Annotated in this window: 18 protein-coding genes and 1 pseudogene; 10 read left to right on the top strand and 9 right to left on the bottom strand. The window is 70.8% G+C overall.

From position 1 onward, the window contains the following. Window positions 1-5 precede the first annotated feature (5 nt). From KVT44_RS00650 to KVT44_RS00630, 5 genes are read right to left on the bottom strand one after another with little or no spacing between them, the layout of a single operon-like run. Window positions 6-974: an SCO2521 family protein gene (locus tag KVT44_RS00650; protein WP_217565686.1), complete on the bottom strand. Its 969-nt coding sequence runs from the start codon at window positions 972-974 to the stop codon at window positions 6-8. Between the two features lies 1 nt (window position 975). Continuing rightward, window positions 976-1,941 (bottom strand): SCO2522 family protein, encoded by a 966-nt coding sequence (locus KVT44_RS00645; RefSeq protein ID WP_217565685.1) that lies wholly within the window; start codon window positions 1,939-1,941, stop codon window positions 976-978. Next, a complete protein-coding gene (locus tag KVT44_RS00640) occupies window positions 1,938-2,855 on the bottom strand; it encodes an SCO2523 family variant P-loop protein (RefSeq protein WP_054235472.1) in 918 nt (305 codons plus the stop codon). The genes KVT44_RS00645 and KVT44_RS00640 overlap by 4 nt, the downstream gene beginning before the upstream one ends. A gap of 3 nt (window positions 2,856-2,858) precedes the next feature. Next, on the bottom strand, window positions 2,859-4,700 hold the full coding sequence (locus tag KVT44_RS00635) for an SCO2524 family protein (RefSeq protein WP_217565684.1): 1,842 nt from the start codon (window positions 4,698-4,700) through the stop codon (window positions 2,859-2,861). Window positions 4,701-4,712: 12 nt separating this feature from the next. Next, window positions 4,713-5,522: an SCO2525 family SAM-dependent methyltransferase gene (locus tag KVT44_RS00630; protein ID WP_217565683.1), complete on the bottom strand. Its 810-nt coding sequence runs from the start codon at window positions 5,520-5,522 to the stop codon at window positions 4,713-4,715. A gap of 152 nt (window positions 5,523-5,674) precedes the next feature. Here KVT44_RS00630 and KVT44_RS00625 point away from each other — a divergent pair, with 152 nt between their 5' ends. After that, window positions 5,675-6,166, top strand: a complete 492-nt coding sequence (locus KVT44_RS00625) for an N-acetyltransferase (RefSeq protein ID WP_099922741.1) — start codon at window positions 5,675-5,677, stop codon at window positions 6,164-6,166. A gap of 30 nt (window positions 6,167-6,196) precedes the next feature. Here the strand turns inward: KVT44_RS00625 and KVT44_RS00620 are convergent, their stop codons facing one another. Further along, complete coding sequence (locus KVT44_RS00620; protein ID WP_099941269.1) at window positions 6,197-6,859, bottom strand: response regulator transcription factor; 663 nt, start codon at window positions 6,857-6,859, stop codon at window positions 6,197-6,199. Further along, window positions 6,859-8,109: a sensor histidine kinase gene (locus tag KVT44_RS00615; protein WP_190168796.1), complete on the bottom strand. Its 1,251-nt coding sequence runs from the start codon at window positions 8,107-8,109 to the stop codon at window positions 6,859-6,861. The genes KVT44_RS00620 and KVT44_RS00615 overlap by 1 nt, the downstream gene beginning before the upstream one ends. Window positions 8,110-8,243: 134 nt before the next feature. On the opposite strand from KVT44_RS00615, the gene KVT44_RS00610 reads away from it, so the two are divergent. The 3 genes from KVT44_RS00610 to KVT44_RS00600 all read left to right on the top strand — a co-directional run bounded on the left by KVT44_RS00610 (window position 8,244) and on the right by KVT44_RS00600 (window position 11,226). Continuing rightward, the gene (locus tag KVT44_RS00610; RefSeq protein WP_217565682.1) at window positions 8,244-9,158 is read left to right on the top strand and encodes an ABC transporter ATP-binding protein; all 915 of its coding nucleotides are present in this window, start codon (window positions 8,244-8,246) and stop codon (window positions 9,156-9,158) included. Then, complete coding sequence (locus KVT44_RS00605; RefSeq protein ID WP_217565681.1) at window positions 9,155-10,003, top strand: ABC transporter permease; 849 nt, start codon at window positions 9,155-9,157, stop codon at window positions 10,001-10,003. The genes KVT44_RS00610 and KVT44_RS00605 overlap by 4 nt, the downstream gene beginning before the upstream one ends. 101 nt (window positions 10,004-10,104) lie before the next feature. Next, on the top strand, window positions 10,105-11,226 hold the full coding sequence (locus KVT44_RS00600) for a hypothetical protein (RefSeq protein WP_217565680.1): 1,122 nt from the start codon (window positions 10,105-10,107) through the stop codon (window positions 11,224-11,226). 38 nt (window positions 11,227-11,264) lie between these two features. Here KVT44_RS00600 and KVT44_RS00595 read toward each other — a convergent pair whose 3' ends face one another. Then, the gene (locus KVT44_RS00595) at window positions 11,265-12,014 is read right to left on the bottom strand and encodes a FadR/GntR family transcriptional regulator (RefSeq protein WP_254648784.1); all 750 of its coding nucleotides are present in this window, start codon (window positions 12,012-12,014) and stop codon (window positions 11,265-11,267) included. A gap of 210 nt (window positions 12,015-12,224) precedes the next feature. On the opposite strand from KVT44_RS00595, the gene KVT44_RS00590 reads away from it, so the two are divergent. The 6 genes and pseudogenes from KVT44_RS00590 to KVT44_RS00565 all read left to right on the top strand — a co-directional run. Beyond that, on the top strand, window positions 12,225-13,853 hold the full coding sequence (locus KVT44_RS00590) for an ABC transporter substrate-binding protein (RefSeq protein WP_217565679.1): 1,629 nt from the start codon (window positions 12,225-12,227) through the stop codon (window positions 13,851-13,853). A 5-nt stretch (window positions 13,854-13,858) separates the two neighbouring features. Next, window positions 13,859-14,818, top strand: coding sequence for an ABC transporter permease (locus KVT44_RS00585; protein WP_099922735.1), 960 nt, complete (start codon window positions 13,859-13,861; stop codon window positions 14,816-14,818). After that, window positions 14,815-16,794: a dipeptide/oligopeptide/nickel ABC transporter permease/ATP-binding protein gene (locus KVT44_RS00580; RefSeq protein ID WP_217565678.1), complete on the top strand. Its 1,980-nt coding sequence runs from the start codon at window positions 14,815-14,817 to the stop codon at window positions 16,792-16,794. The genes KVT44_RS00585 and KVT44_RS00580 overlap by 4 nt, the downstream gene beginning before the upstream one ends. Further along, window positions 16,791-17,840, top strand: a complete 1,050-nt coding sequence (locus KVT44_RS00575; protein WP_217565677.1) for an ABC transporter ATP-binding protein — start codon at window positions 16,791-16,793, stop codon at window positions 17,838-17,840. Before KVT44_RS00580 ends, KVT44_RS00575 begins: the two co-directional genes overlap by 4 nt. Before the next feature lie 19 nt (window positions 17,841-17,859). Further along, the gene (locus KVT44_RS00570) at window positions 17,860-18,795 is read left to right on the top strand and encodes a dihydrodipicolinate synthase family protein (protein WP_217565676.1); all 936 of its coding nucleotides are present in this window, start codon (window positions 17,860-17,862) and stop codon (window positions 18,793-18,795) included. 39 nt (window positions 18,796-18,834) lie between these two features. Continuing rightward, window positions 18,835-19,293: pseudogene (locus KVT44_RS00565) on the top strand (LLM class flavin-dependent oxidoreductase); the annotation flags it as partial. A gap of 156 nt (window positions 19,294-19,449) precedes the next feature. Here the strand turns inward: KVT44_RS00565 and KVT44_RS00560 are convergent. Next, complete coding sequence (locus tag KVT44_RS00560) at window positions 19,450-20,625, bottom strand: exo-alpha-sialidase (protein ID WP_254648833.1); 1,176 nt, start codon at window positions 20,623-20,625, stop codon at window positions 19,450-19,452. Window positions 20,626-20,700: the final 75 nt, after the last annotated feature.

Below are 20,700 nucleotides of genomic sequence, written 5' to 3'. Positions count from 1 at the left end.
TCCGGTCAGCGTGACGCCAGTGCCTCACGCAGCAACGGTATTGCCTGGAGGGCCAGTTGGTCCCGGACGCGTTGAACCAGGGCCTGCCACTGCCGACTGAATCCGGGTTCTCGTTCGAGTACCTCCCAGAGCAGGCCCAGTGCCGGGTCCACGTGGGCCCTCGGCATCCACAGGTGCAGCAGATGGTCGACGGCCGGGCGCAGTGCCAGGACGGTGGCGGCCCCGCCGGTCGCTCCGAGCCGGCTGGTGTCCAGCATCCGTACGACCGTCGTCAGAAGCCAGTCGTGGAGGGCGAGGTCCTCGCACAGGCCCGCGACGGCGGACGCCTCCTCCGCCGCCGGGACGCGCAGTTCCACGGTGCGCAGTTCGTCCTCGGCGAGGGTGAAGCGTTCGATCGAGGCGCCTTCGCCGTCCGGGGCCCGCAGCGCCACCCAGCGCAGCCGGGTGGCGCGGGACTTGAAGGGGGCCTTCCGATCAAGGAGGGGATGCCTGCGCAGTTGCGCGAGCAGGCCCTCGGCGATCAGTCCGAGATGCAGCTCGCCCTTCTGGGGATCTCGCAGAATTCCCTGGGCCAAGGCCTGTTCGGGCAGCTTGCCGAACGGCTCCAGCACTCCGGGGCGCACCAGGTAGTGGCCCCACGGCTGCCGTCGGTCCGGTCCCGCGGCCGGGGCCCGGAAGTACGCGGTGGCCTGCAGGACACGGCCTTCGGTGAGCGCGGCGCGGGCGACGACCGTACCGACCGCGCGGACCTTCGCCCCGTTGGCGGCCGGCAGCCGGCAGTCCACCCCGGTGAGCGTGTCCGGTGAGAGCGCGTACACCTGGGGCCGTTCGGAGACGAGGACGCGTTCGTCGGAGCGCAGTTGCAGGAGGTGGGCGGCGGCCCGGGTGTCCAGCGGCTGGAAGGACGGCAGCAGACAGGTGCGTACTTCGCCGCAGGCGAGCAACGCGTGGGTCGAGTCCAGGGGGCTTCGCATGTCACAGGCCCGCGTAGAAGACGTACGCGACACGGTCCGCGACGGCGTCCGGCACGGGCGTGCCCTCACGGGTGGCGCGTTCGGTGACCTGCCGCAGCGCTCCGGAGTCCACGTCGGTCTGGTCGAGGATGACGCGCACCGCGTGCTCGACGGGCACGAACCGGTTGGGGAGCACGGAACAGGTGCGGTAGGCGCTGAAGGGTGCCGCGGAGGTGTTGAGCTGAAGCAGCGGCGGGAGTTCGTCCCAGTCGCGCGGGAAGTCGCCGGAGCTCCAGGGGCGCGGCGCGAGGACGGGCTCGCCCTCGTTGCGCAGGAGGCCGAGGCGGGCCAGTTGCCAGACCGCGGCGAGGAAGGGGCAGGACCAGGTGCGGTGTCCCTCCTTGTCGTCGTCCCACAGTTCGATGTCCAGGAAGACGGAGTGGCGGCGTGCCGCGGTCTCGTGGGGCGGCCGCCAGGCGGTGGCCGTCGTCATCGCCCGCGTGGTGCCGGCGGACGGGGTGCGTTCGCCGTTGGCGAGCCAGCCGGTCACCCCGACGGGCGGACGCAGGCCGTAGGTGCCGGGCGGGGGTGATTCGACCAGGCGGTGGGAGACGGACTCGGCGAGGGGCACCTTGTCCGCGACGGCACAGCCGGATTCCCTGGCCAGGTAGTCGATGACCAGCCCGGCCCGCTCGGCCTCGGCGAGCAGCAGCGGGACGAGGTCGGCGGGCGAGGAGAAGCGGGTGAAGTAGTCGTCGATCAGGAAGCAGGTGCTGATGCGGGGCCGCCTGCCCGTGGCCCGGACGGCGGCCTCCGCGCGGGCCGCGTCCACCCAGGGCCGTACCCGTGCGAAATGCCGGCGCAGTCGGTCGGGGCCCTCCTCGAAGTCCTCCATGTACAAGTGGCCCAGTTCCAGGGAGAGATGGGAGAGCGGTACGGATCGGGTGCTGAGCTCCGCGGTGGTCTCCCGGAATACGGCTTCTGTCACGGCTGCCCCCAGTACATGTCGTCGGTCAGCCTTCGGGCGAGGTTCTCCAGCGCCTCCAGGGTCTGCTTGTTGGCGATCTGGGTGGAGAGGACGTCCTCTTCGGTGATGAGCTGCTCGCGCCACTGCAGGACGGGTTCGAGGGGGACGCTTCCCAGCACCCGGCTGTCACCGATGCCGTGTTCCGAGGCCAGCACGCGCAGTTCCTCTTCGCACTTGTGCATCCAGGCGATCTGCGCGGGTGACACATGGGACCACAGCGGGGATTCGGGGTCGGGTACGGCCGCGCGGACGAAGCGGATGGCGTCCCGGAGTACGCGCTTGTCGTGTCCCCTGGCCTCTCCGGCTTCCAGGATGCCGTGCTTCTCGAACACCAGCCCGTGCACGGCGATCACGTGCTGCCGGGTCCAGCGGTGGAAGACGAGCCAGCGGGTCTCGACGCCGCGCATCTCGGGCTGTGCGGTCACTTCCAGCGCCATCTCCACCGCGTAGCTGCGCCCGGCGCTCAGGTCCACGATGATCAGGTCGAACTCTCCGTTCAGGCGGAGCATCAGGTCCGCGCAACGGCGGAGGGTCCCCTGGTTCGTGGCGAACTCGCCGCCGCTGGGGTCGCCGGGCAGCAGGACGAGTCGGCCCGCGCCGTTGGGCTTGTTCCGCAGGACGGGGTGCTCGGTGAGTTTCCAGATGTCGAAGCGGGCCGGCTCGCCGATCGTGCCCTCCAGGTAGGAGTGCAGACCGCTGCCCTCGGTACCGCGCGGGGCTGTCGGTATGTCGAAGACGGCCACGGCGGTGGGTGAGCCGAAGTCGAAGTCCACGTAGCACACGTCGTCCCCGGCGAGCGCCCGCTGATAGGCGAGATTCGCGCTGGTGACGGAGCGGCCCGTGCCTCCCTTGTCGGAGGCGGCGAAGACGAACACGGTTCAGGCCCCCTGAGCGTCGTCCCTGGCCTGGGCCAGGGTTTCGAGTTCACCGAGCACCGACAGGGCCAACGCGCAGGCCGATCCGGGCCGTTCGTCGACGATCCTGCGGGCGCGGCGGAGCCTGATCTCCAGGCTCTTCAGCGCCCTCCCCTGCCCACTGCCCGGGATGGCCGGCACCTCCAGTTGTTCATGGCCCAGGAGGTGGGTCGATTCGCTGAGCAGGGCCCGTGCGAGGGTGGTGAGTTCGGTGCTGCGTATGGGTCGCTGGGAGTAGAGGTCGTGGGCGGCGACCATGCATTCGGTGACGCGCTCGGTGACGCTCCAGGACGGGGGTTCCTCGCTCCGCGGCGCCGACGGATAGACGGCGTGGACGTCGTCCCACAGACCGGTTCCCTCGCCCTCCTCGATGCGGCGCTGCCACAGATGCTCGAAGACCTGTTCCGCGAGCCGCAGGAGTCGGTCGTGGGAGTCCGGGTTGCGGGACAGCGTGCAGAGCTGCACGGTCCGTTTGAGCAGCTGCGCCGAGAAGTCGGCGATGGTCCACTGCATGGGTGGGCCCAGGGCCTCGCTGCCCTGCAGCGGCAGTGCGACACCGGGGCGGTGCAGGAGCAGGGCGGTCGCGTCGTCACGGGCCATCCGGCTGGTGATCCGGCCGTGTTCGGCGAGGCGCTCCATGACGTCGACGGTGCGGGTGAGGTCGTCGTCGGTGGCGCGGCGGCGTACCAGGTCGTGGACGAGGATGGCGGCGACGGAGAGCGAGAAGTACGGGGACTCCAGTTGCTGGCCCGTGGTCCGCCAGGGGATGTCCTCCAGCGGCCAGCGCTCGGCGTCGAAGCGTGCGATGCCCGACCAGTACTGCTGGGTGATCTCCCAGCGCAGTCGGAGTGCTTCGGCGAGCTTCTGCTGTTCGGGGTTGAGCAGGCCGAGGGTGAGGGTGCGGTCCGAGAACAGGTCCTGGATGCCGTCCAGGGCGACGACGGTGAAGTAGAGGTAGGGCACGGGGTCGGCGACGCCGTTCGGCTGCGGCCCGATCGGTTCGTCGGTCTCCACTTCGGGCGCGTCCTTCACCAGACTCCAGGTCCAGCCGCACTCGAAGAGCCCGCTCTCGTCGCGGAGTGCCTCCTCGACTTCGACACCGAGGACGACGCTCTCGGTGAGGGTGGCGCGCAGCGACCGGAAGCGGCGCTGGAAGGTCTGCAGGACGAGCCGCGGGGGCAGCCGCCCCTGGCCGAGGAGTTCGCAGAGCGTACGGCCCTGGGGGGACTCGGCGTCGAAGACGTTGACGGTGAACGAGCGGAGCAGACTCACCATGGCGGCGGTGAGCCGGTTGCTGCAGACGGTCTTGAGTTCCTGGATCAGGTGCAGCATGTCGCGGCGACCGGTCCTGGCCTCGTACGTCCTGAGGAAGCCGAGGGTGGCGAGGCAGAGGGTGACCGACATCGAGTAGGAGTCGACGACCTCCATCTCCCGCTGCTTCCCGGTGAGTTCCTGGCCGTCCTCCTGGGGGGCGAAGTAGTGGCCGCCCGCGAAGGTCGGCCTCTCGTCGTCACCGGTGTGCCTGCGCATGAAGTCGCCGACGGCCGTCAGGAGGAGCCCGGGGATCTCCGTCCGCCCGCCGGGCCGTCCCAGCGCCTTCTCCACGTCGTACTGGGTGAGGTCCGGGTCGTCGAGGCGAAATCCGGCGATCTCGGTGGCCGGGTACATCAGACAGAGCAGCCGCTCGGCATCCGCCACGCTGCTGAGCCCGCCCCATTTCCCCCAGGACCAGGCGCCGTCGTCGATTGAATTTCTGGCCATCGCCCGCCATATGTCCAACAGATGCTGACGCGGCTCGATCCTCATCCCCATGCCCCCTCACAGGTGATGTCGCCCAAACGGCCTGCTTTCGACGGTATCAGGATCACGCAGCCCGCAGGCCAGGATCATTCCCGTGTATCCCTCGCGGAGAACGTTCGGCTGTCCCATCCGGCACGTCTCCACATTTCCCGCGAATCCCACGATGCTGTCGCGTACCTGGGATTCACTCACGTCACATGCGGGAAATTGATTCTGGCCCACCACATAGCCCATGGAATGCTCCATGAACGCGGCCGCGAAGGGTGCTCCCGGTGCGAGGGCGCGCATGAAGCATTCCACCGCGCTGCGGAACTCCTTGCGGGAGGTCGTCATGGACTCGGCCACGAAGAACATGGTCCCCATGGACCACTTCCCCTCCCGGCGGACCAGGTCGAAGAGATTGCCCTTCTCGATCCGGACGGCCCGGCGGAACCTCGTCCGGGGGTCGCTGCCGAGCGCCGCGTACGGCCCGCTCCGGCACAGGGCATCCCAGAACTGGTCCCAGTTCGGGTCGTACCGGTCCACCTGAGCTTCCAGATAGCTCACGTTCGCGGCCGAGCGGTCGAGCAGCGTGATCTCTTCGCACCAGGGCAGCATCGCGAGGGCGGGGTAGAGATTGGCTCCGGCGCCCACGTCGATACCCTGAATCCGTTCAGCGGGATTCCTGCGGAAATGATCACTGAAATGGCTTCGCACGACGGCGATGATCTCTTCGTCCTCGGCGACCATGGAGCGGTAGTTGTGTTCAATGTAGGTACGAGGGTCGAAGTAGTCCCAGGGTGCGTCCGCATTCAACTGGTCGACGTGCCCCGGTGATCTCGAATCCATGCCCCAAGGTATCAACACGACCAGGCCGTCGACTCTCCTTCAACCCGATCCGGCGCACCGGCGGATGCAAGGGGGGCGCAACGCAGCAATCGGTGAAGCGATCTTCGATTACCCCCTTGAAGGATCGTGTCGCGCCACGCGATGCTGACCGGATGTCCGCTCATCCTTTGGTTCCGTTCTCGCCGCCTTCCGACATTGGGCCCTTTCGCGTACGACCGGCATCAGAGGACGACCTGCCCGCGCTCGTCCGTCTGGACACCGAGCTGTTCCCGGACTTCGCGTACCCGTACTTCGCGCTGCGCCAGTTCCTCGACATGTACACAGACCATCTCCTCGTGCTCGACGACGGCTCCTGCCTCCACGGCTACGCGCTGAGCGCACCCTCCGCGGACGGGCGCAGGAGCTGGATCCTGGGCCTGGGTGTCGCCAAGCAGCTGCGGGGACAGGGACTGGCCCGGCGGCTCATGCAGGAGACGCTTCGCAGACTGCCCATCGACGCGGTGCACGAGGTGTGGCTCACCGTGGAGCCGACCAACACCGCCGCGATCGCCCTCTACCGGTCCCTGGGCTTCGTCGAACAGGGCGCCCGCGAGGGCTACTTCGGGCCGGGCAACGACCGCCTTCTGCTGGCGTTGCGCCACTGACCTCGACAAGCCGCCCGGCGCGGGGACCGCTCACCGGGTCACGGACACCAACCCCGCCTCATACGCGATGATGACCAGCTGGACCCGGTCCCGTGCGTCCAGCTTGGACAGCAGGCGGGTCAGGTACGTCTTCGCCGTGGCGACGCTGATGAAGAGCCGTTCGGCTATCTCGGCGTTGGACAGGCCCGTGCCGACCAGGGTGAGGACCTCGCGCTCGCGGTCCGTGATCGCGGTCAGATCGCGGCGTGGACGCGCCGGCTCGGAGGAGCGCGCGGAGGTGAAGTCCTGGATCAGGCGGCGGGTGACGCTGGGGGCGATGAGGGCGTCGCCGGCCGCCACGACCCGTATGGCCCCGATGATGTCGTCCAGGGCCATGTCCTTGACCAGGAACCCCGACGCGCCCGCACGCAGCGCCCCGTACACGTAGTCGTCGTCGTCGAAGGTGGTCAGGACGACGATCCTCGACTCACCCGCACCCGTCGTGATCCGGCGGGTCGCCTCTATGCCGTCCACGCCGGGCATGCGGATGTCCATCACCACGACGTCGGGCCGGAGTTCCTCGGTGCGGGTCACCGCCTCCTCGCCGTCCGCGGCCTCCCCCACCACCTCCACGTCCTCGATGTCGGCGATGACCATCCGCAGGGCCGTGCGGATCAGCTGCTGGTCGTCGGCGAGGACGACACGGATCGGCATCACGCGGCCACCGTCGCCGCGGTCGCCGGGACCGGGAGGCGGGCCGTCACCCGGAAGCCGCCCTCGGGACGGGGGCCCGCCGTGAACTCGCCGTGCAGCAGGGCCACGCGCTCGCGCATCCCGACCAGGCCGAAGCCGGTGTCGGTGGTGCTGCCCCGGCCCCGGCCGTCGTCGGTGACCTCGACGGCCACGTGCTCCTCCAGGTAGTCGACCGTCACGCGGCAGGCGGTCGTCGCCGCATGGCGTACGACGTTCGTGATCGACTCCTGGACGATCCGGAAGACGGAGAGGTCGATGTCCGGGGGGAGTTGGCGGCGCGCGCCCTTCCAGTGGACGTCGACCTGGACGCCCGCCGCCGTGGTCGCGGCGGCCAGGCGGTCGAGGTCGGCGAGGCCCTCGGCCGGGTGCAACCGGTCGGCCTCGGCCGAGGCGGCGGCGCGGTCCCGGTCCGCGTCCCGGTCCCCGTCCTGATCCGCATGACGCAGGGCGACCAGCATCCGGCGCAGCCCCGACAGGGTCTCCCGCCCGGTCGTCTCCACCGCCGTCATCGCCTCGCGCGCGGCATCCGGCTGGGTGTGGACGACGCGGGCCGCCGCCCCGGCCTGCAGGGCGATGATGCCGATGCTGTGGGCGACCATGTCGTGCATCTCGCGGGCGATGCGCAGGCGTTCGTCGGTGACCGCCTGGGTGGCGGCCCGGGCGCGGAGCGTCTCGCCGTACTCGCGGGTGCGGTGGGAGGCGTCGCCGAGGAGCCAGGCGACGACGGCCGTCAGCGCCACGGTCAGCTCTTCCAGCGTGCCGATGCCCCATCCGCGCAGCAGCCGCAGGGACTCCCAGAACACCAGGACGGCGAGCGCCGTGCAGAGGGCGGTGACTCCGGTGCGGCGGGGGCGGCCGGCCGCGATGAAGTAGAGGGCGAGGTCGACGGCGAGGAACTGGGCCAGTTGGATCGCTCCCGCGGCCAGGTTGGTGGTGAGGAAGGCGGCGGCCGTCAGGAGCAGGGCGAGGGCCCTCAGCGGCCGTCGGTGCAACCACATGCTGCCGAGCAGCGCCAGAGCGCAGGCGATGGCCAGGATCAGCAGGCCGTCCCAGCGGTAGAACTGGACGGCGGCGAACTCGTTGGCCGTCTCCTCACCGGGAAGCCGGATGCGGGCGAGGAAGGTGAACGCCGTGCTCGCGCACCAGGCCAGGGCCACCCAGACACCGGGCGGCACACGCTTGAGACGGGGCGGGAGCGGCATGGCATGCATGCGGCGATCGTAGGCACGGGGGCCGTGGACGGGCATCGGTCCGGGGACGTACACCCCTGGTCGACACCGGCCGGGGGGAGTGTCGGCCACGGGGCGATACCGCGCGGCGGGGCGCCGACGAGACGGTGGTCCGTGTGATCGAAGTCAACGAACTGACCAAACGGTACGGCGACACCACCGCCGTACGGAATCTGACGTTCCAGGTGCGCCCGGGGCGCGTCACCGGGTTCCTCGGCCCGAACGGCGCGGGCAAGACGACGACGCTGCGCATGCTGCTCGGGCTGATCGGCCCGACCGGCGGGAGCGCGACGATCGACGGGCAGCCGTTCCGGCGCCATCCGCGCGGGCTGCGGCACGTGGGTGCGCTGCTCGACGCGGGCGATGTGCACGGCGGGCGCAGCGCGCGGGCCCATCTGGAGGCGCTGGCGCGGAGCAATCGCATCCCCCTGAGCCGGGTGGACGAGGTGCTGGAGGAGGTGGGGCTCGCGGGGGCGGCGGCGCGGCGCCGGGTCGACGGGTTCTCGCTGGGCATGCGGCAGCGGCTCGGCATCGCCACCGCGCTGCTCGGCGAACCTCCGGTGCTGCTCTTCGACGAACCCCTCAACGGGCTCGATCCGGAAGGTGTGTTGTGGGTACGGGAGCTCTTTCGCAGGCTCGCGGCCGAGGGGCGTACCGTCTTCGTCTCCAGCCATCTGATGTCCGAGATGGAGCACACCGCGGACGAGCTGATCGTCATCGGCCGGGGTGAGCTGATCGCCGCGGAGAGCGTGACCGCGTTCGCGGCGCGCGGCACCCGGCCGACGGTGACCGTGCGGACGCCGGACCTCGCGCAGCTCACGGCCGTGCTGTCCGAGGAGGGCGCGGCGGTGGCGCCGTACGACGACCGGACCCTCAAGGTGACGGGCCTGAGCGCGGCCCGCGTCGGTGAACTCGCCCTCCACCACCGGATCCTGCTCGAGGAACTGACCCCGCAGACGGCGTCCCTGGAGGCCGCCTTCATGGAACTGACCGCCGAAAGCACCGAGTTCCTCGCCGGAGACGCCCGATGACCACTCTCGCCCTCACTCCCACTCCCGCACACCCTGCAGCGCGGTTCACCGATCTCCTCGCCGCCGAGTGGATCAAACTCCGTTCCCTGCGCTCGACCTGCTGGGCGCTCGGCGCGGGCGCCCTCGCCGTCATCGGCTTCAACGCCAACGCGGCACGGGTGCACGCGCACGACTATCCGCGCTACAACCCCCAAATGCGCGCCTTTGCCTGGGAGTTGGCCTTGCGTGACGCCTTCACCGACGGATCGGCACTGATCCTGATCCTCGCGGCGGCGAGCATCGGCGCGATCACGGTCGTCGGGGAGTACTCGACGGGCCTGATCCGTACGACCCTCGCGGCCGTCCCTGACCGGCGTGCCCTGATGGCGGCGAAGGTCGTGGTGGTGACGGCGGTCATGACGCTGTACGGCGCGTTCGTCGCGAGTGCCTCCTTCGCCTCGACGCAGGCGATCCTCACCACCCGTGACGCCGCCGTGTCGATCACCCACTTCGGTGCCCTGCGCGTGGTCGTCGCCTCCGCGCTGCTCGCCCCGGTCTGCGCGCTGGCGGGCATGGCCCTGGGAGCCCTGATCCGGCACAGCGCGAGCACGATGGTCGCCGTCACCGCCGTCCTGCTCCTCGTCCCCAACTTCATCACCGACCGCTACCGCTGGACGGCCGCCGTGCGGCACGCCATGCCCGTCAACGCCTGGACGCGGCTGACCGACATCGCCTACGGCCACGATCCCTTCACCCGGCTTCCGCGCTACGGTGCGACGGTGACCGGCAGTTGGGTGGTGCTGGGGGCGTGGGCGGTGGTGTCGGCGGTGATCGTCGTGGTGGCGGTGGACCGCCGGGACGTGTGAGGGGTCGTACGGGACGGCCGCGTACGGGGTTGTCAGTGGGCGGCCGTACTGTGCACCCCACGCACACAACGCCGTACGGCATCACGCGCACTGGAGGAACCATGTCCGCGAGCGCCCGTCTCGTCACCACGCTCGCAGGCCCGCTGGAGTCGGCCACGGCCGGTTTCCCAGGAGAGCGGTGCCTGCCCGGCCGGACGCTGATCCTCCAGAGCGACGACACCCAGCTGGCCGCGTACGACCTGGCCGCGGCGCTCGCGGGGGAGGCGTCGGTGGCACGCTTCCCGTTGCCGTGGCCGCGCCGCTTCGGGACGTGCACCGTGTCGCCGGGGCTGGACGTCGCCGTCTTCGCGGGCGTGCACGCGGTGCGGGCGGTGGACCGGCGGGGCGCCACCCTGTGGGAGGTGCGGCACGGCTGCTGGGAGGGGAGCTGCCGGGAGATGCACGCCTCGTTCGACGAATACGGCGAATACGGCAAAAACACGGACAGTCGGGGGCACTTGTACGCCGACAGCGGCTCCGTGGTCTTCTCCGCGGACGGCAAGCTCGTGTGGGCCCATGTGCGCGGGCCGCTCGCGGCGGGGGGCGGGGATCCGGACGTGATCGAGGAGTGGCTGGTGCTGGACGCCACGGACGGGACGGTCCTCGGGCAGGCGGACACCCAGACCGTGGCCGCCGGTTCGGGGCACGTGTCGCACCCGGACCCCGGACAGATGGGGCTGAGCGTCGGCGAGGGGCAGGACGGGGCGCCGCTGCTGTGGGGCCGCTGGGACGGTGAGCGGCTCTCCGTCGAACGGATCGACGACGATCGGTGTCTGCTCGCCGTGAGCCCGTCGGGCGAGCACTTCCTGACCGTGACCCACTATCAGGAACTCCTGTCCCTGCACCGGGTCGAGGACGGCTCGGTGGTGTCGGAGCTGGACGCGGAGGAGGTCATACCCGATCACCCCGCCCTGGACCCGGACGACGACGAGCCCGAGGTGCACTGGGACTACTACGGCGGTTTCCTCGACGAACACACCGTCATCGCGGGCACCACCGAGGCCGACGAGGAGTACGGGACGGGACGGCACTGGCTGGTCGACGTGCGGGACATGCGGCTGCTCGGCGAGGTCACCTACCCCTTCCCGACGTCCGGCGTGCCGAACACCCTGGGCGACGGCAGCTGGTACACGATCGCCGAGGACACGAAGGAACTCCAGGTGTGGCGCCTGGCCGGCGTCTAGAGGCGGTCAGGCCCCAGGGGCCGCACAGGACCCCGTACTCAGCCCACTCCCCTGGACTCCTGGGCCGCCCTCGCCTCGATGCCACGGAAGTGGTCGGCCATCGCGCGTTGGGCGGCCTCCACGTCGCGGGCGCGCAGAGCGGTGACGATGTCGCGGTGGCGGCGGACGGTCATTTCGGGGGACGGGTCGTCGGTCCAGCCGCGTATGCCGGCGACCCGGCTGAAGACGGTCCAGAAGGCGCCCAGGAGCTGTGGCACGAGCGCGTTGCCGAGCGAGGCGTACAGCAACTCGTGGAACTCGCGGTCGAGTTCGGGGAAGGGTCGCCCTGAGCGGCCCGCCTCCTCCATCTCGGCCACGACGGCCTCGAGGCGGTCGAGCTCCGGCTCGGTGAGCACGGCCGCGACCCGGCGTATCAACCCCTCTTCCAGCACCTCCCGTACCTGGAGGATCTCCGCCAGCGCCCCGGTCTCGTTCTTGTCGTCGGGCTGGGCGAGCGTGCGGAAGGTCAGGCCGTCGACGAAGGGGGTCAGGGAGGCCTCGCCCACGTAGGTGCCGTAGCCGTGCCGGATGTCGACTATGTCGAGGGCCTGCAGGGCCTTGAGGGCCTCGCGGACGGAGTTGCGGCTGACGCCGAGGTCCTGCATCAGCTCGGTCTCGGTGGGCAGCGGGGCGCCCGCCTGGAGCCTGCGGTCGAGGATCAGCTGCACGACCTCGCGCTGGATCTGACTGCTCACCCGGCGCTCGGACCTGCGCTCGGGCCCGCGCCGGTTCCCGGTCTCCTCAGACATGCGCCGCATCGTACGCTCACCGGACATCCGACGTCCCACCTCCGGGCGGATTCAGCACCAACTACCCGTGTTCCAGGGCTTCATTGGTCGCACCTCTGGAAGATACGCCATTCGTGTGCGATCCCTTGACCGCCCTCACGGGCCCTCTTATGGTCACGCTGCCCACCATGACGTAGGACGTCGTATCTCCCGCCTCTCTCTGGAGGAACCGTGCGCGACGTGACCGACCACTCGGCGCTGCACCGCCGACGTTTCCTGAAGTACTCCGGCGCCCTCGGCGCGGCCGGGCTCCTCTCCTCCTCGCTGGCGGCCTGTTCGTCCGGGCCGCAGTCCACCAATGACACCGGCGGCGGGAAGGGCGGCAAGGACGCGACGCTCACCGCCGTCATCGGCTACGGGAACGACGGCAGTTGGGATCCGACGCAGACCGCGTCCGCCTTCGCCATGGCGGCCAACAACCACATCTACGAGGGTCTGCTGGACACGGACCCGATCTCGCGCGAGCCGTACGCGGCGCTCGCGACCCAGGTGCCGGGCGATCTCAGCGGTACGTCCTGGAAGTTCACGCTGCGGGCCGGGGCCACCTTCCACGACGGGAAGCCCGTCACCGCCGACGACGTGGTCTTCGTCTTCGACCGGATCCTCGACCCGAAGACGCAGACCCTCGGCAAGGGCTTCTTCGCGAGCTGGCTGAAGGAGGTCCGGAAGATCGACGCGTCGAACGTCGAACTGGTGCTGAAGTTCCCCTTCCCGGAAGGCATCGCGCGGCTCACCCTCGCGAAGATCACGCCCAAGCACGTCTTCTCGCAGCCCGGTGCCTGGGACGACGCGATCAAGGGGAAGGCGGTGGGCTCGGGGCCGTACCGGCAGACCGCGCACCACCCCAAGTCGAACACCACCTTCGAGGCCTTCGCCGCCTACAACGGCCCGCGCGAGCCGGCCTTCAAGAAGATGAACTGGCTGACGATCGTGGACGCGGCGCCCCGCGTCGCGAAGATCTCGGGCGCGAGCGCCGGGGCCCAGATCGCCGACAACATCCCGTACGCCAACATCGAGCAGCTGAGGAAGGGCGGCATGACCGTCGAGGGCGGCGCGGGGATGAACAACCTCTTCCTGATGTTCAACACCAGGCACAAGCCCTTCGACGACGTACGGGTGCGCCAGGCCCTGCACTACGCCATCGACACCGGCAAGATGGTCGAGGTCGCCCTCCACGGACACGGCAAGCCGTCGAGCTCGTTCCTCAACGAGGGGAACCCGGCCTACCGGCCGGCGAAGACCGTGTACGGCTACGACCCGCAGAAGGCCAAGCAGCTCCTGAAGGCCGCCGGAGTCTCCGGACTGAAGATCGAGATCCTGTCGGTGAACGTCAGTTGGATCGTCGACTGCCTGCCGACCATCAAGGCGTCCTGGGACGCGATCGGGGTCGAGACCACGCTCTCGCCGCAGGAGACGACGGCCGTCTTCACGAAGATGGACCAGAAGCGGGACTACCAGGTGGTGGCCGCCGCCTCGAACCCCAACCAGTTCGGCCTCGACGCCGATCTGATCATGCACTACAACTACGGCCCCGAGAATCTGTGGATGCAGTACGCCCGATGGGCGGGCGACCCGGTCGCGAAGCAGCTCTTCAAGGACATGGACCGGGCGACGCGGGAGCCGGACGCCGACAAGAAGAAGACGATGATCCAGGACTACATCGACGTCGTCGCCGAACAGGCCGTGCTCTACCCGGTCGTGCACAACGAGCTGATGACGGCCTGGGACCCCAGGAAACTCACGGGCATCAGGGCCCAGCCGTATCCGGGCATCAACCTCCTCCAGGCCAAGTGGGCCTGACGTAGATGACGGCCATCGTCCGCATCCTGGCCCGCCGTGTCGCCCTGCTCGTGCCGCTGATGCTCGGCATCGTGCTGTTCGTGTTCCTGGTGATGCGGTTCTCGGACGTCGACCCGGCGTCCGCGTTCTTCCAGGGCGCCAACCCGACCCCTCGGCAACTGCACGACTTCCGGCAGCGGAACGGCCTGCTCGACCCACTCCCGGTGCGTTACGTCCACTTCATCGGCGATCTGCTCCACGGCGACCTGGGCACCAGCGCGCTGACCCGGGCGCCGGTCGTCGACCAGGTCACCACCGCGCTACCGCTCACCCTCCAGCTCACCTTCCTCGGCCTCGCCATCGCGGTGGTGCTCGCGCTGCTCGGCGGGGTCACCGCCGCGATCCACCGCGACCGGCTGCCCGACCAGGTCATCCGGGTCGTGTCACTGACCGGGGTCGCGGCGCCCGGCTTCTGGCTGGCGCTGCTGATGATCCAGTACCTGGCCGTGGACCGGGGCTGGTTCCCGACCGGCGGATACATCAACCCCGGTGACTCGCCGATCGGCTGGCTGAAGACGATGACACTCCCCGCCTTCGCGCTCTCCCTCCCGGTCGCCGCCCAGCTCACCCGGATCGTGCGCACGGCCGTGGTCGAGGAACTGGACAAGGACTACGTCCGGACGGCGATCGGCAGCGGACTGCCGCCGGTGGTCGTGGTCGGCCGCAATGTGCTCCGCAACGCGCTGATCAACCCGCTGACCGTGCTCGGTCTGCGCGTCGGCTATCTGCTCGGCGGCGCGGTCGTCATCGAGACGATCTTCTCGCTCCCCGGCATGGGCAAGCTGATGATCGACGCCGTGAAGAACGGCGACCCGGCGGTCGTCCAGGGCGTCGTCCTGACCACGGCCACCGGGTTCGTGGTCGTGAACCTCGCCATCGACATCCTGTATCTGCTGGTCAATCCGCGACTGAGGGATGCCACGTGACGATCCCCCCACTCTCCCGGCGACGTCTCACCGAGGGCCTCGCCCGGCCCGGCATCCGGCTGCGACGCCTGCCCGTCCTCTCCCGGATCGCCCTCGGCTTCCTCACGCTCGTGGTCCTGCTGGCCGTGTTCGCGCCCCTGCTCGCCCCGCACGACCCGCTCGACCAGCAACCGCAGGTCGACGGCACCGGCGCCCCTTCCGGCGGTCACTGGATGGGGCAGGACAGCCTCGGCCGGGACATCCTGAGCCGGCTGATGTACGGCGCCCGCTGGTCCCTCGCGATCGGCCTGGGCGCCACCGCCCTCGCCCTCGTCGTCGGCGCGCTCCTCGGCGCGATCGCCGCGACCTCGCGGGGGGCCGTCGACGAGACGCTGATGCGCTGCCTGGACGTCGTGATGGCGTTCCCCGGCATCGCGCTGGCCGCCGTCCTGGTCGCGGTCTTCGGCGGCGGCATCACGGTGCTGATCTGCGCGATCGCGTTCCTGTTCACCCCGTCGGTGGCCAGGGTGGTCCGCGCGAACGTCCTCGACCAGTACGGCGAGGACTATGTGACGGCGGAACGGGTGATCGGCGCCCGCACCCCGCACATCGTGCTGCGCCACGTGGCCGTCAACTGCGCCGCCCCCGTGCTGGTGTTCTGCACGGTCCAGGTCGCCGAGGCCATCGTCTTCGAGGCCTCGCTGTCCTTCATCGGCGCGGGCGTCCGGCCGCCCGACCCGTCCTGGGGCAGTGTCATCGCGGACGGCAAGAACATGGTGCTGACCGGCGGTTGGTGGGCGACGGTCTTCCCGGGTCTGCTGATGCTGATCACCGTACTGTCGCTGAACATCCTCTCCGAGGGCGTCTCGGACGCGTGGGCGGCGCCCGTGGCGCGGGAGGTGGCGGCGAAGGCGACCGCCGGTGACCGGCTGGAGGCTCCCGAGCCCGGCAGCGGAGAGGTCCTCGAGCTCCCCGGTCTGACGGAGGCCGCCGCCCGGCTGCGCTCCCGGGCCCGCCCCCTGCCCACCGGCCGGCCCGTCCTCTCCGTGGAGAACCTCGCCATCGGCTTCGAGGCCCGGCACGGCGGGGTGGACATCGTCGACGGCATCGGCTTCGACGTGCACCCAGGTGAGGTCCTGGGCCTGGTCGGCGAGTCGGGCTGCGGCAAGTCGCTGACGGCGCTCGCGGTGATGGGCCTGGAACCGAAGGGGGCCCGGGTCCGGGGCCAGGTCCGTTTCGACCAGCGCCAGTTGGTCGGGGAGCCGATGCGCGTACGACGGCGTCTGCTGGGCCACGAGATGGCCATGGTCTACCAGGACGCGCTGTCGTCCCTGAACCCGGCGATGACGATCAGGGCGCAGCTGAAGCAGCTGGTGCGACGGGGCGGGAGACAGACCCCCGCGGAGCTGCTCGCTCTGGTCGGTCTCGACCCCGAACGCACCCTGCGCAGCTACCCCCACGAGCTCTCCGGCGGCCAGCGCCAGCGTGTCCTGATCGCGATGGCCCTGTCCCGGGGCCCGAAGCTGATCGTGGCGGACGAGCCGACCACGGCCCTGGACGTGACGGTCCAGGCGCAGATCATCACCCTGCTGCTGAAGCTGCGGGAAGAGCTGGGCTTCGCGCTGATCCTCGTCTCGCACGACCTGGCCCTCGTCGCGGACGTCACGGACCGGGTGGTGGTGATGTACGGCGGGCAGATCGTGGAGACGGGCGTGACGGCGGACCTGGTGGAGGCACCGGCCCACCACTACACGCGCGGCCTGCTCGGCAGCGTCCTCTCCCTGGAGTCCGCGGCCGAACGGATGACGCAGATCAAGGGGGTCGTGCCCGCCCCCGCCGACTTCCCGGCGGGCTGCCGGTTCGCCGACCGCTGTCCGTCGGCGAGCGTGGTGTGCCGGACGACGGCGCCCGACCTGCTGGGCGCCCGGACACACACGGCCGCGTGCCATCACCCCGCGGTCGATCTGATCACCACGGAGAGCGAGGCCGTCCAGTGAACGCGCTCATCACCCTCTCCGACGCCCATGTCGTCCACAAGGCCCGCTCCGGCGGCCTGTTCTCCCGCGACCGGGTGTACGCCCTGACTGGCGCCGACCTCACCGTCGCGCCCGGCGAGACGGTCGGCGTCGTCGGCGAGTCCGGGTGCGGGAAGTCGACGCTGGCGAAGGTGCTGGTGGGCGTCCAGCGGCCGACGTCCGGCACCGTGCGCTTCCGTGACCGTGACCTGTGGTCGATGCGGCCCGCCGAGCGACGGGCGTCCGTCGGCGGCAGCACGGGCATGGTCTTCCAGGACCCGTCGACGGCCCTGAACCGCCGCCTGCCCGTACGCCGGATCCTGCGGGACCCCCTCGACGTGCACCGGCGCGGCACGGCACGGGAACGGGACGACCGGGTGCGGGAGCTGATGTCCCTGGTGGGCCTCCCCCGCGCCCTGGCGGACGCCCTGCCCGGCCAACTGTCCGGCGGTCAGCGCCAGCGGGTGGCCATCGCGCGCGCCCTGGCCCTCGACCCGGACCTGGTGGTGGCGGACGAACCGACGAGCGCGCTGGACGTCTCGGTCCGCGCCCAGATCCTCAACCTCCTGCTGGACCTGAAGGAGCGTCTGGACCTGGCCCTGGTCTTCGTCTCGCACGACATCCAGACGGTACGGAGGATGAGCGACCGGGTGATCACGATGTACCTGGGCCGGATCGTGGAGGAGTCCCCTGCCGCCCGGGTCACCGACCGCGCCCGGCACCCGTACACCCGGGCCCTCTTCTCCGCCACGCCCGGCCTTCTGGACCCGATCGACCCGATCCCGCTGGTGGGCCCGGTGCCCTCGGCCACGCACCCGCCGACCGGCTGCCCGTTCCGCACCCGCTGCTGGAAGGCCGATGAGGAGTGCGTGAGCGTGATGCCGGACTTCACGGCCGCGTCGGCGCCGGACCACCGCTTCCGGTGCCACCATCCTGTGCAGGAGGACCAGTCGACGCGCGACCTGGTGGCCCAGGCCGTGTCCGCGGCGCCCGCCGTGGCCGACATCCCCGCCCAGCAGCAGCCTTGATCGTCCCGAGGGAGCCTTCATGCCGATCCCCACCCCGCTGACCGGTGTCGTTCCGCCCGTCTGCACGCCCCTGACACCGGACCGTGAGGTGGACGTCCCCTCGCTCATCAGGCTCGTGGACCACCTGGTGGACGGGGGCGTCGACGGCCTGTTCGTCCTTGGTTCGTCCTCGGAGGCGGCGTTCCTGACGGACGCCCAGCGACGGCTGGTGGTGGAGACGGTGGTCGCCCATGCGGCCGGGCGGCTCCCCGTGCTGGCCGGGGTGATCGACATGACCACGCCGAGGGTGCTGGACCATGTGGCGTATGTGACGGCGGCGGGCGCGGACGCGATCGTGGCGACCGCACCCTTCTACGCCCGCACCCACCCGGCGGAGATCGCGCGCCACTTCCGCCTCGTCGCCGCCCGTTCGTCCGTGCCCGTCTTCGCCTACGACATCCCGGTGTCCGTCCACACCAAGCTGGACGCGGAGCTGGTCCTGTCCCTCGCCGCGGAGGGCGTGCTGAGCGGCCTCAAGGACTCCAGCGGCGACCTCGCCGCCTTCCGCGCCGTCGTCACGGGCGCCCGCGCCCACCCCGACATCACCGGCTTCACCGCTCTCACCGGGTCCGAACTCGTCGTCGACTCCGCGCTCGCCCTCGGGGCGGACGGGGCCGTGCCGGGTCTCGCCAACGTCGACCCGCACGGGTACGTACGGCTCGACCGGTTCTGCCGAAGGGGCGACTGGGAGCGGGCGCGGGCCGAACAGGAGCGGCTGTGCGGGCTGTTCGGGATGGTCGGGGTGGGGGACCCGGCCCGGATGGGCGGGGGTTCGTCGGCGCTCGGGGCGTTCAAGGCGGCACTGCACCTGCGGGGCGTCATCGCCTGTCCGGCCACGGCGGAGCCGCAGGTGCCGCTGTCGGAGGCGGAAGTCGAGCGGGTGGGGAAGTACCTGGCGGGAGCGGGCCTGCTCTAGAGCAGGCCCCAGAAGCGAGAGGCGCAGGCCGGAACCACCATGGCCGATCGCTACGCGGCCGCCCTGGACGTGGCCGAGTGGGCCGACCGTCTGGGGTGCGCGCGGATCACCGTCTCCGAACACCACGGCTCACCGGACGGCTACCTCCCCGCCCCGATCCCGATGCTCGCGGCGATGGCGGCACGGACGACGAACGTCCGCTTCCTCGTCGCCGCGCTGATCGCCCCGTTCCACGACCTCTTGCTGCTCGCCGAGGAAATGATCGTGCTCGACAACCTGAGCAGGGGGCGGGTCGACCTGGTCGTCGCGGGCGGCTATGTGCACGAGGAGTTCGCCCTGTTCGACGTGCCGATGAACGAGCGGGCGAAACGGGTGACCGAGGTGGTCACCACCCTGAAGGCGGCGTTCACCGGCGAGGAGTTCACCTACCGGGGCCGCACCGTACGCCTCACGCCCGCGCCGTTTCGGCCGGGAGGCCCGGGCGTCTCGCTCGGCGGCAGCACCGAACCGGCCGCGCGCCGGGCCGCCCGTATCGCCGACGGCTTCATCCCCCACCGCGGCCCTTCACCCAGTTCCACCCCCTGTGCGGCGGAATGCCGATGGAGCTGGCCTGGTCGAGTCTGCGCCTGTTCGAGCGCGAGGTCCTGCCCGCGTTCACCTGACGGGCGAACCCGGCCGGCGCAGACGCCGGAACTCGATCCTGTCGTACGGCCGTGTCGAGCCCGTCTCGTACAGGATCCCGACCCGGCCGTGCCCGAGGTCCACCAGGTCCGAGTAGGCGGCGGGCGCGGAGGAGAGGGTCGTCGCCCGGGTGAAGGTGGTGCCGTCGTCCGTGCTGCGCCAGAGGGTCATCGCGCGGCGGGCGGTGGGTACGGAGGGGGCCGAGAAGAGCAAGGGGGCGTGGGCGCCCTGGAGCTGGAGGACGCTGCCCTGGACGACGGGGACGTCGTCCAGGGTGGGCTGGATCGCGTAGGGGCGGTCCAGGGTCTCGCCGCCGTCGCTGGAGTAGGTGTCCAGGCGGTTGCCGGGGGTGGCGCCGCCCTGATCGCGGGCGCTGAAGTACAGGCGTCCGTCGGGGAGTTCGGCCGCACCGCTCTCGTTGGCGTCGACCCGGCCGTCGTAGGTGCGGTCGGTGAAGCCCAGGTGCCAGGTACGGCCGCCGTCGTCGGAGTAGATCGCGTGCGCCCCGTAGTACTTGGCTTCCCGGCCGGTGTCGGTCGAGCCCGCGGGCGGGGCGGCGGAGTGGTTGGCGGGAACGACCAGACGGCCGGCGTGCGGGCCGTGACGGAGGGCGATCGCATGGCCGGGGCCAGTCGCGTACCAGCGCCAGCCCGGCGGCTTCACCTCGGCCGTGATGTCCCGGGGAGCGGAGAAGCGCACGCCGTCGTCGCGGCTCGTCTGGACGAAGACGCGGCGGCCCTGGCGCGCCGTGACCTCGCCCCGCATGATCCGCGCCTCGGTCACCGCGCCGCTGTTGTAGGAGGTGACCAGGACGATCCGGCCGGTGCGCGGGTCCACGACGGGCGCCGGGTTGCCCCGGGTGTCCCCGGCCCCCGCCGCGACGACCCGCAGCGAACCCCACGTACAGCCGCCGTCGAGGGAGCGTCTGAGGACGACGTCGATGTGGCCGCTGTCGCCCGCGCCGTCGTGCCGTCCCTCGGCGAAGGCGAGCACCGTGCCCGCGCGGGTGGTGACGACCGCCGGGATGCGGTAGGTGTCGTAGCCGCCCTCGCCCGCGGTGTACGGCACGGAGGAGGCGCAGTCGGTACGGGGACCGGGGGCGGCGGCGGACGCGACGCCGGCGCCGGAGGCGAGGAGGCCGACGGCCAGGGCGGCGGCGAGACTGCGGCTCAGGGTGGTCCCCGCTCTCCCCCGCGCAACACGAGGGTCCGGTTACGGTGTGTC

Origin of the sequence: Streptomyces sp. GbtcB7 (assembly GCF_019091445.1) — a bacterium.
Lineage (GTDB): Bacteria > Actinomycetota > Actinomycetes > Streptomycetales > Streptomycetaceae > Streptomyces > Streptomyces mirabilis.
This window is presented reverse-complemented; position numbering and strand designations above follow the sequence as displayed.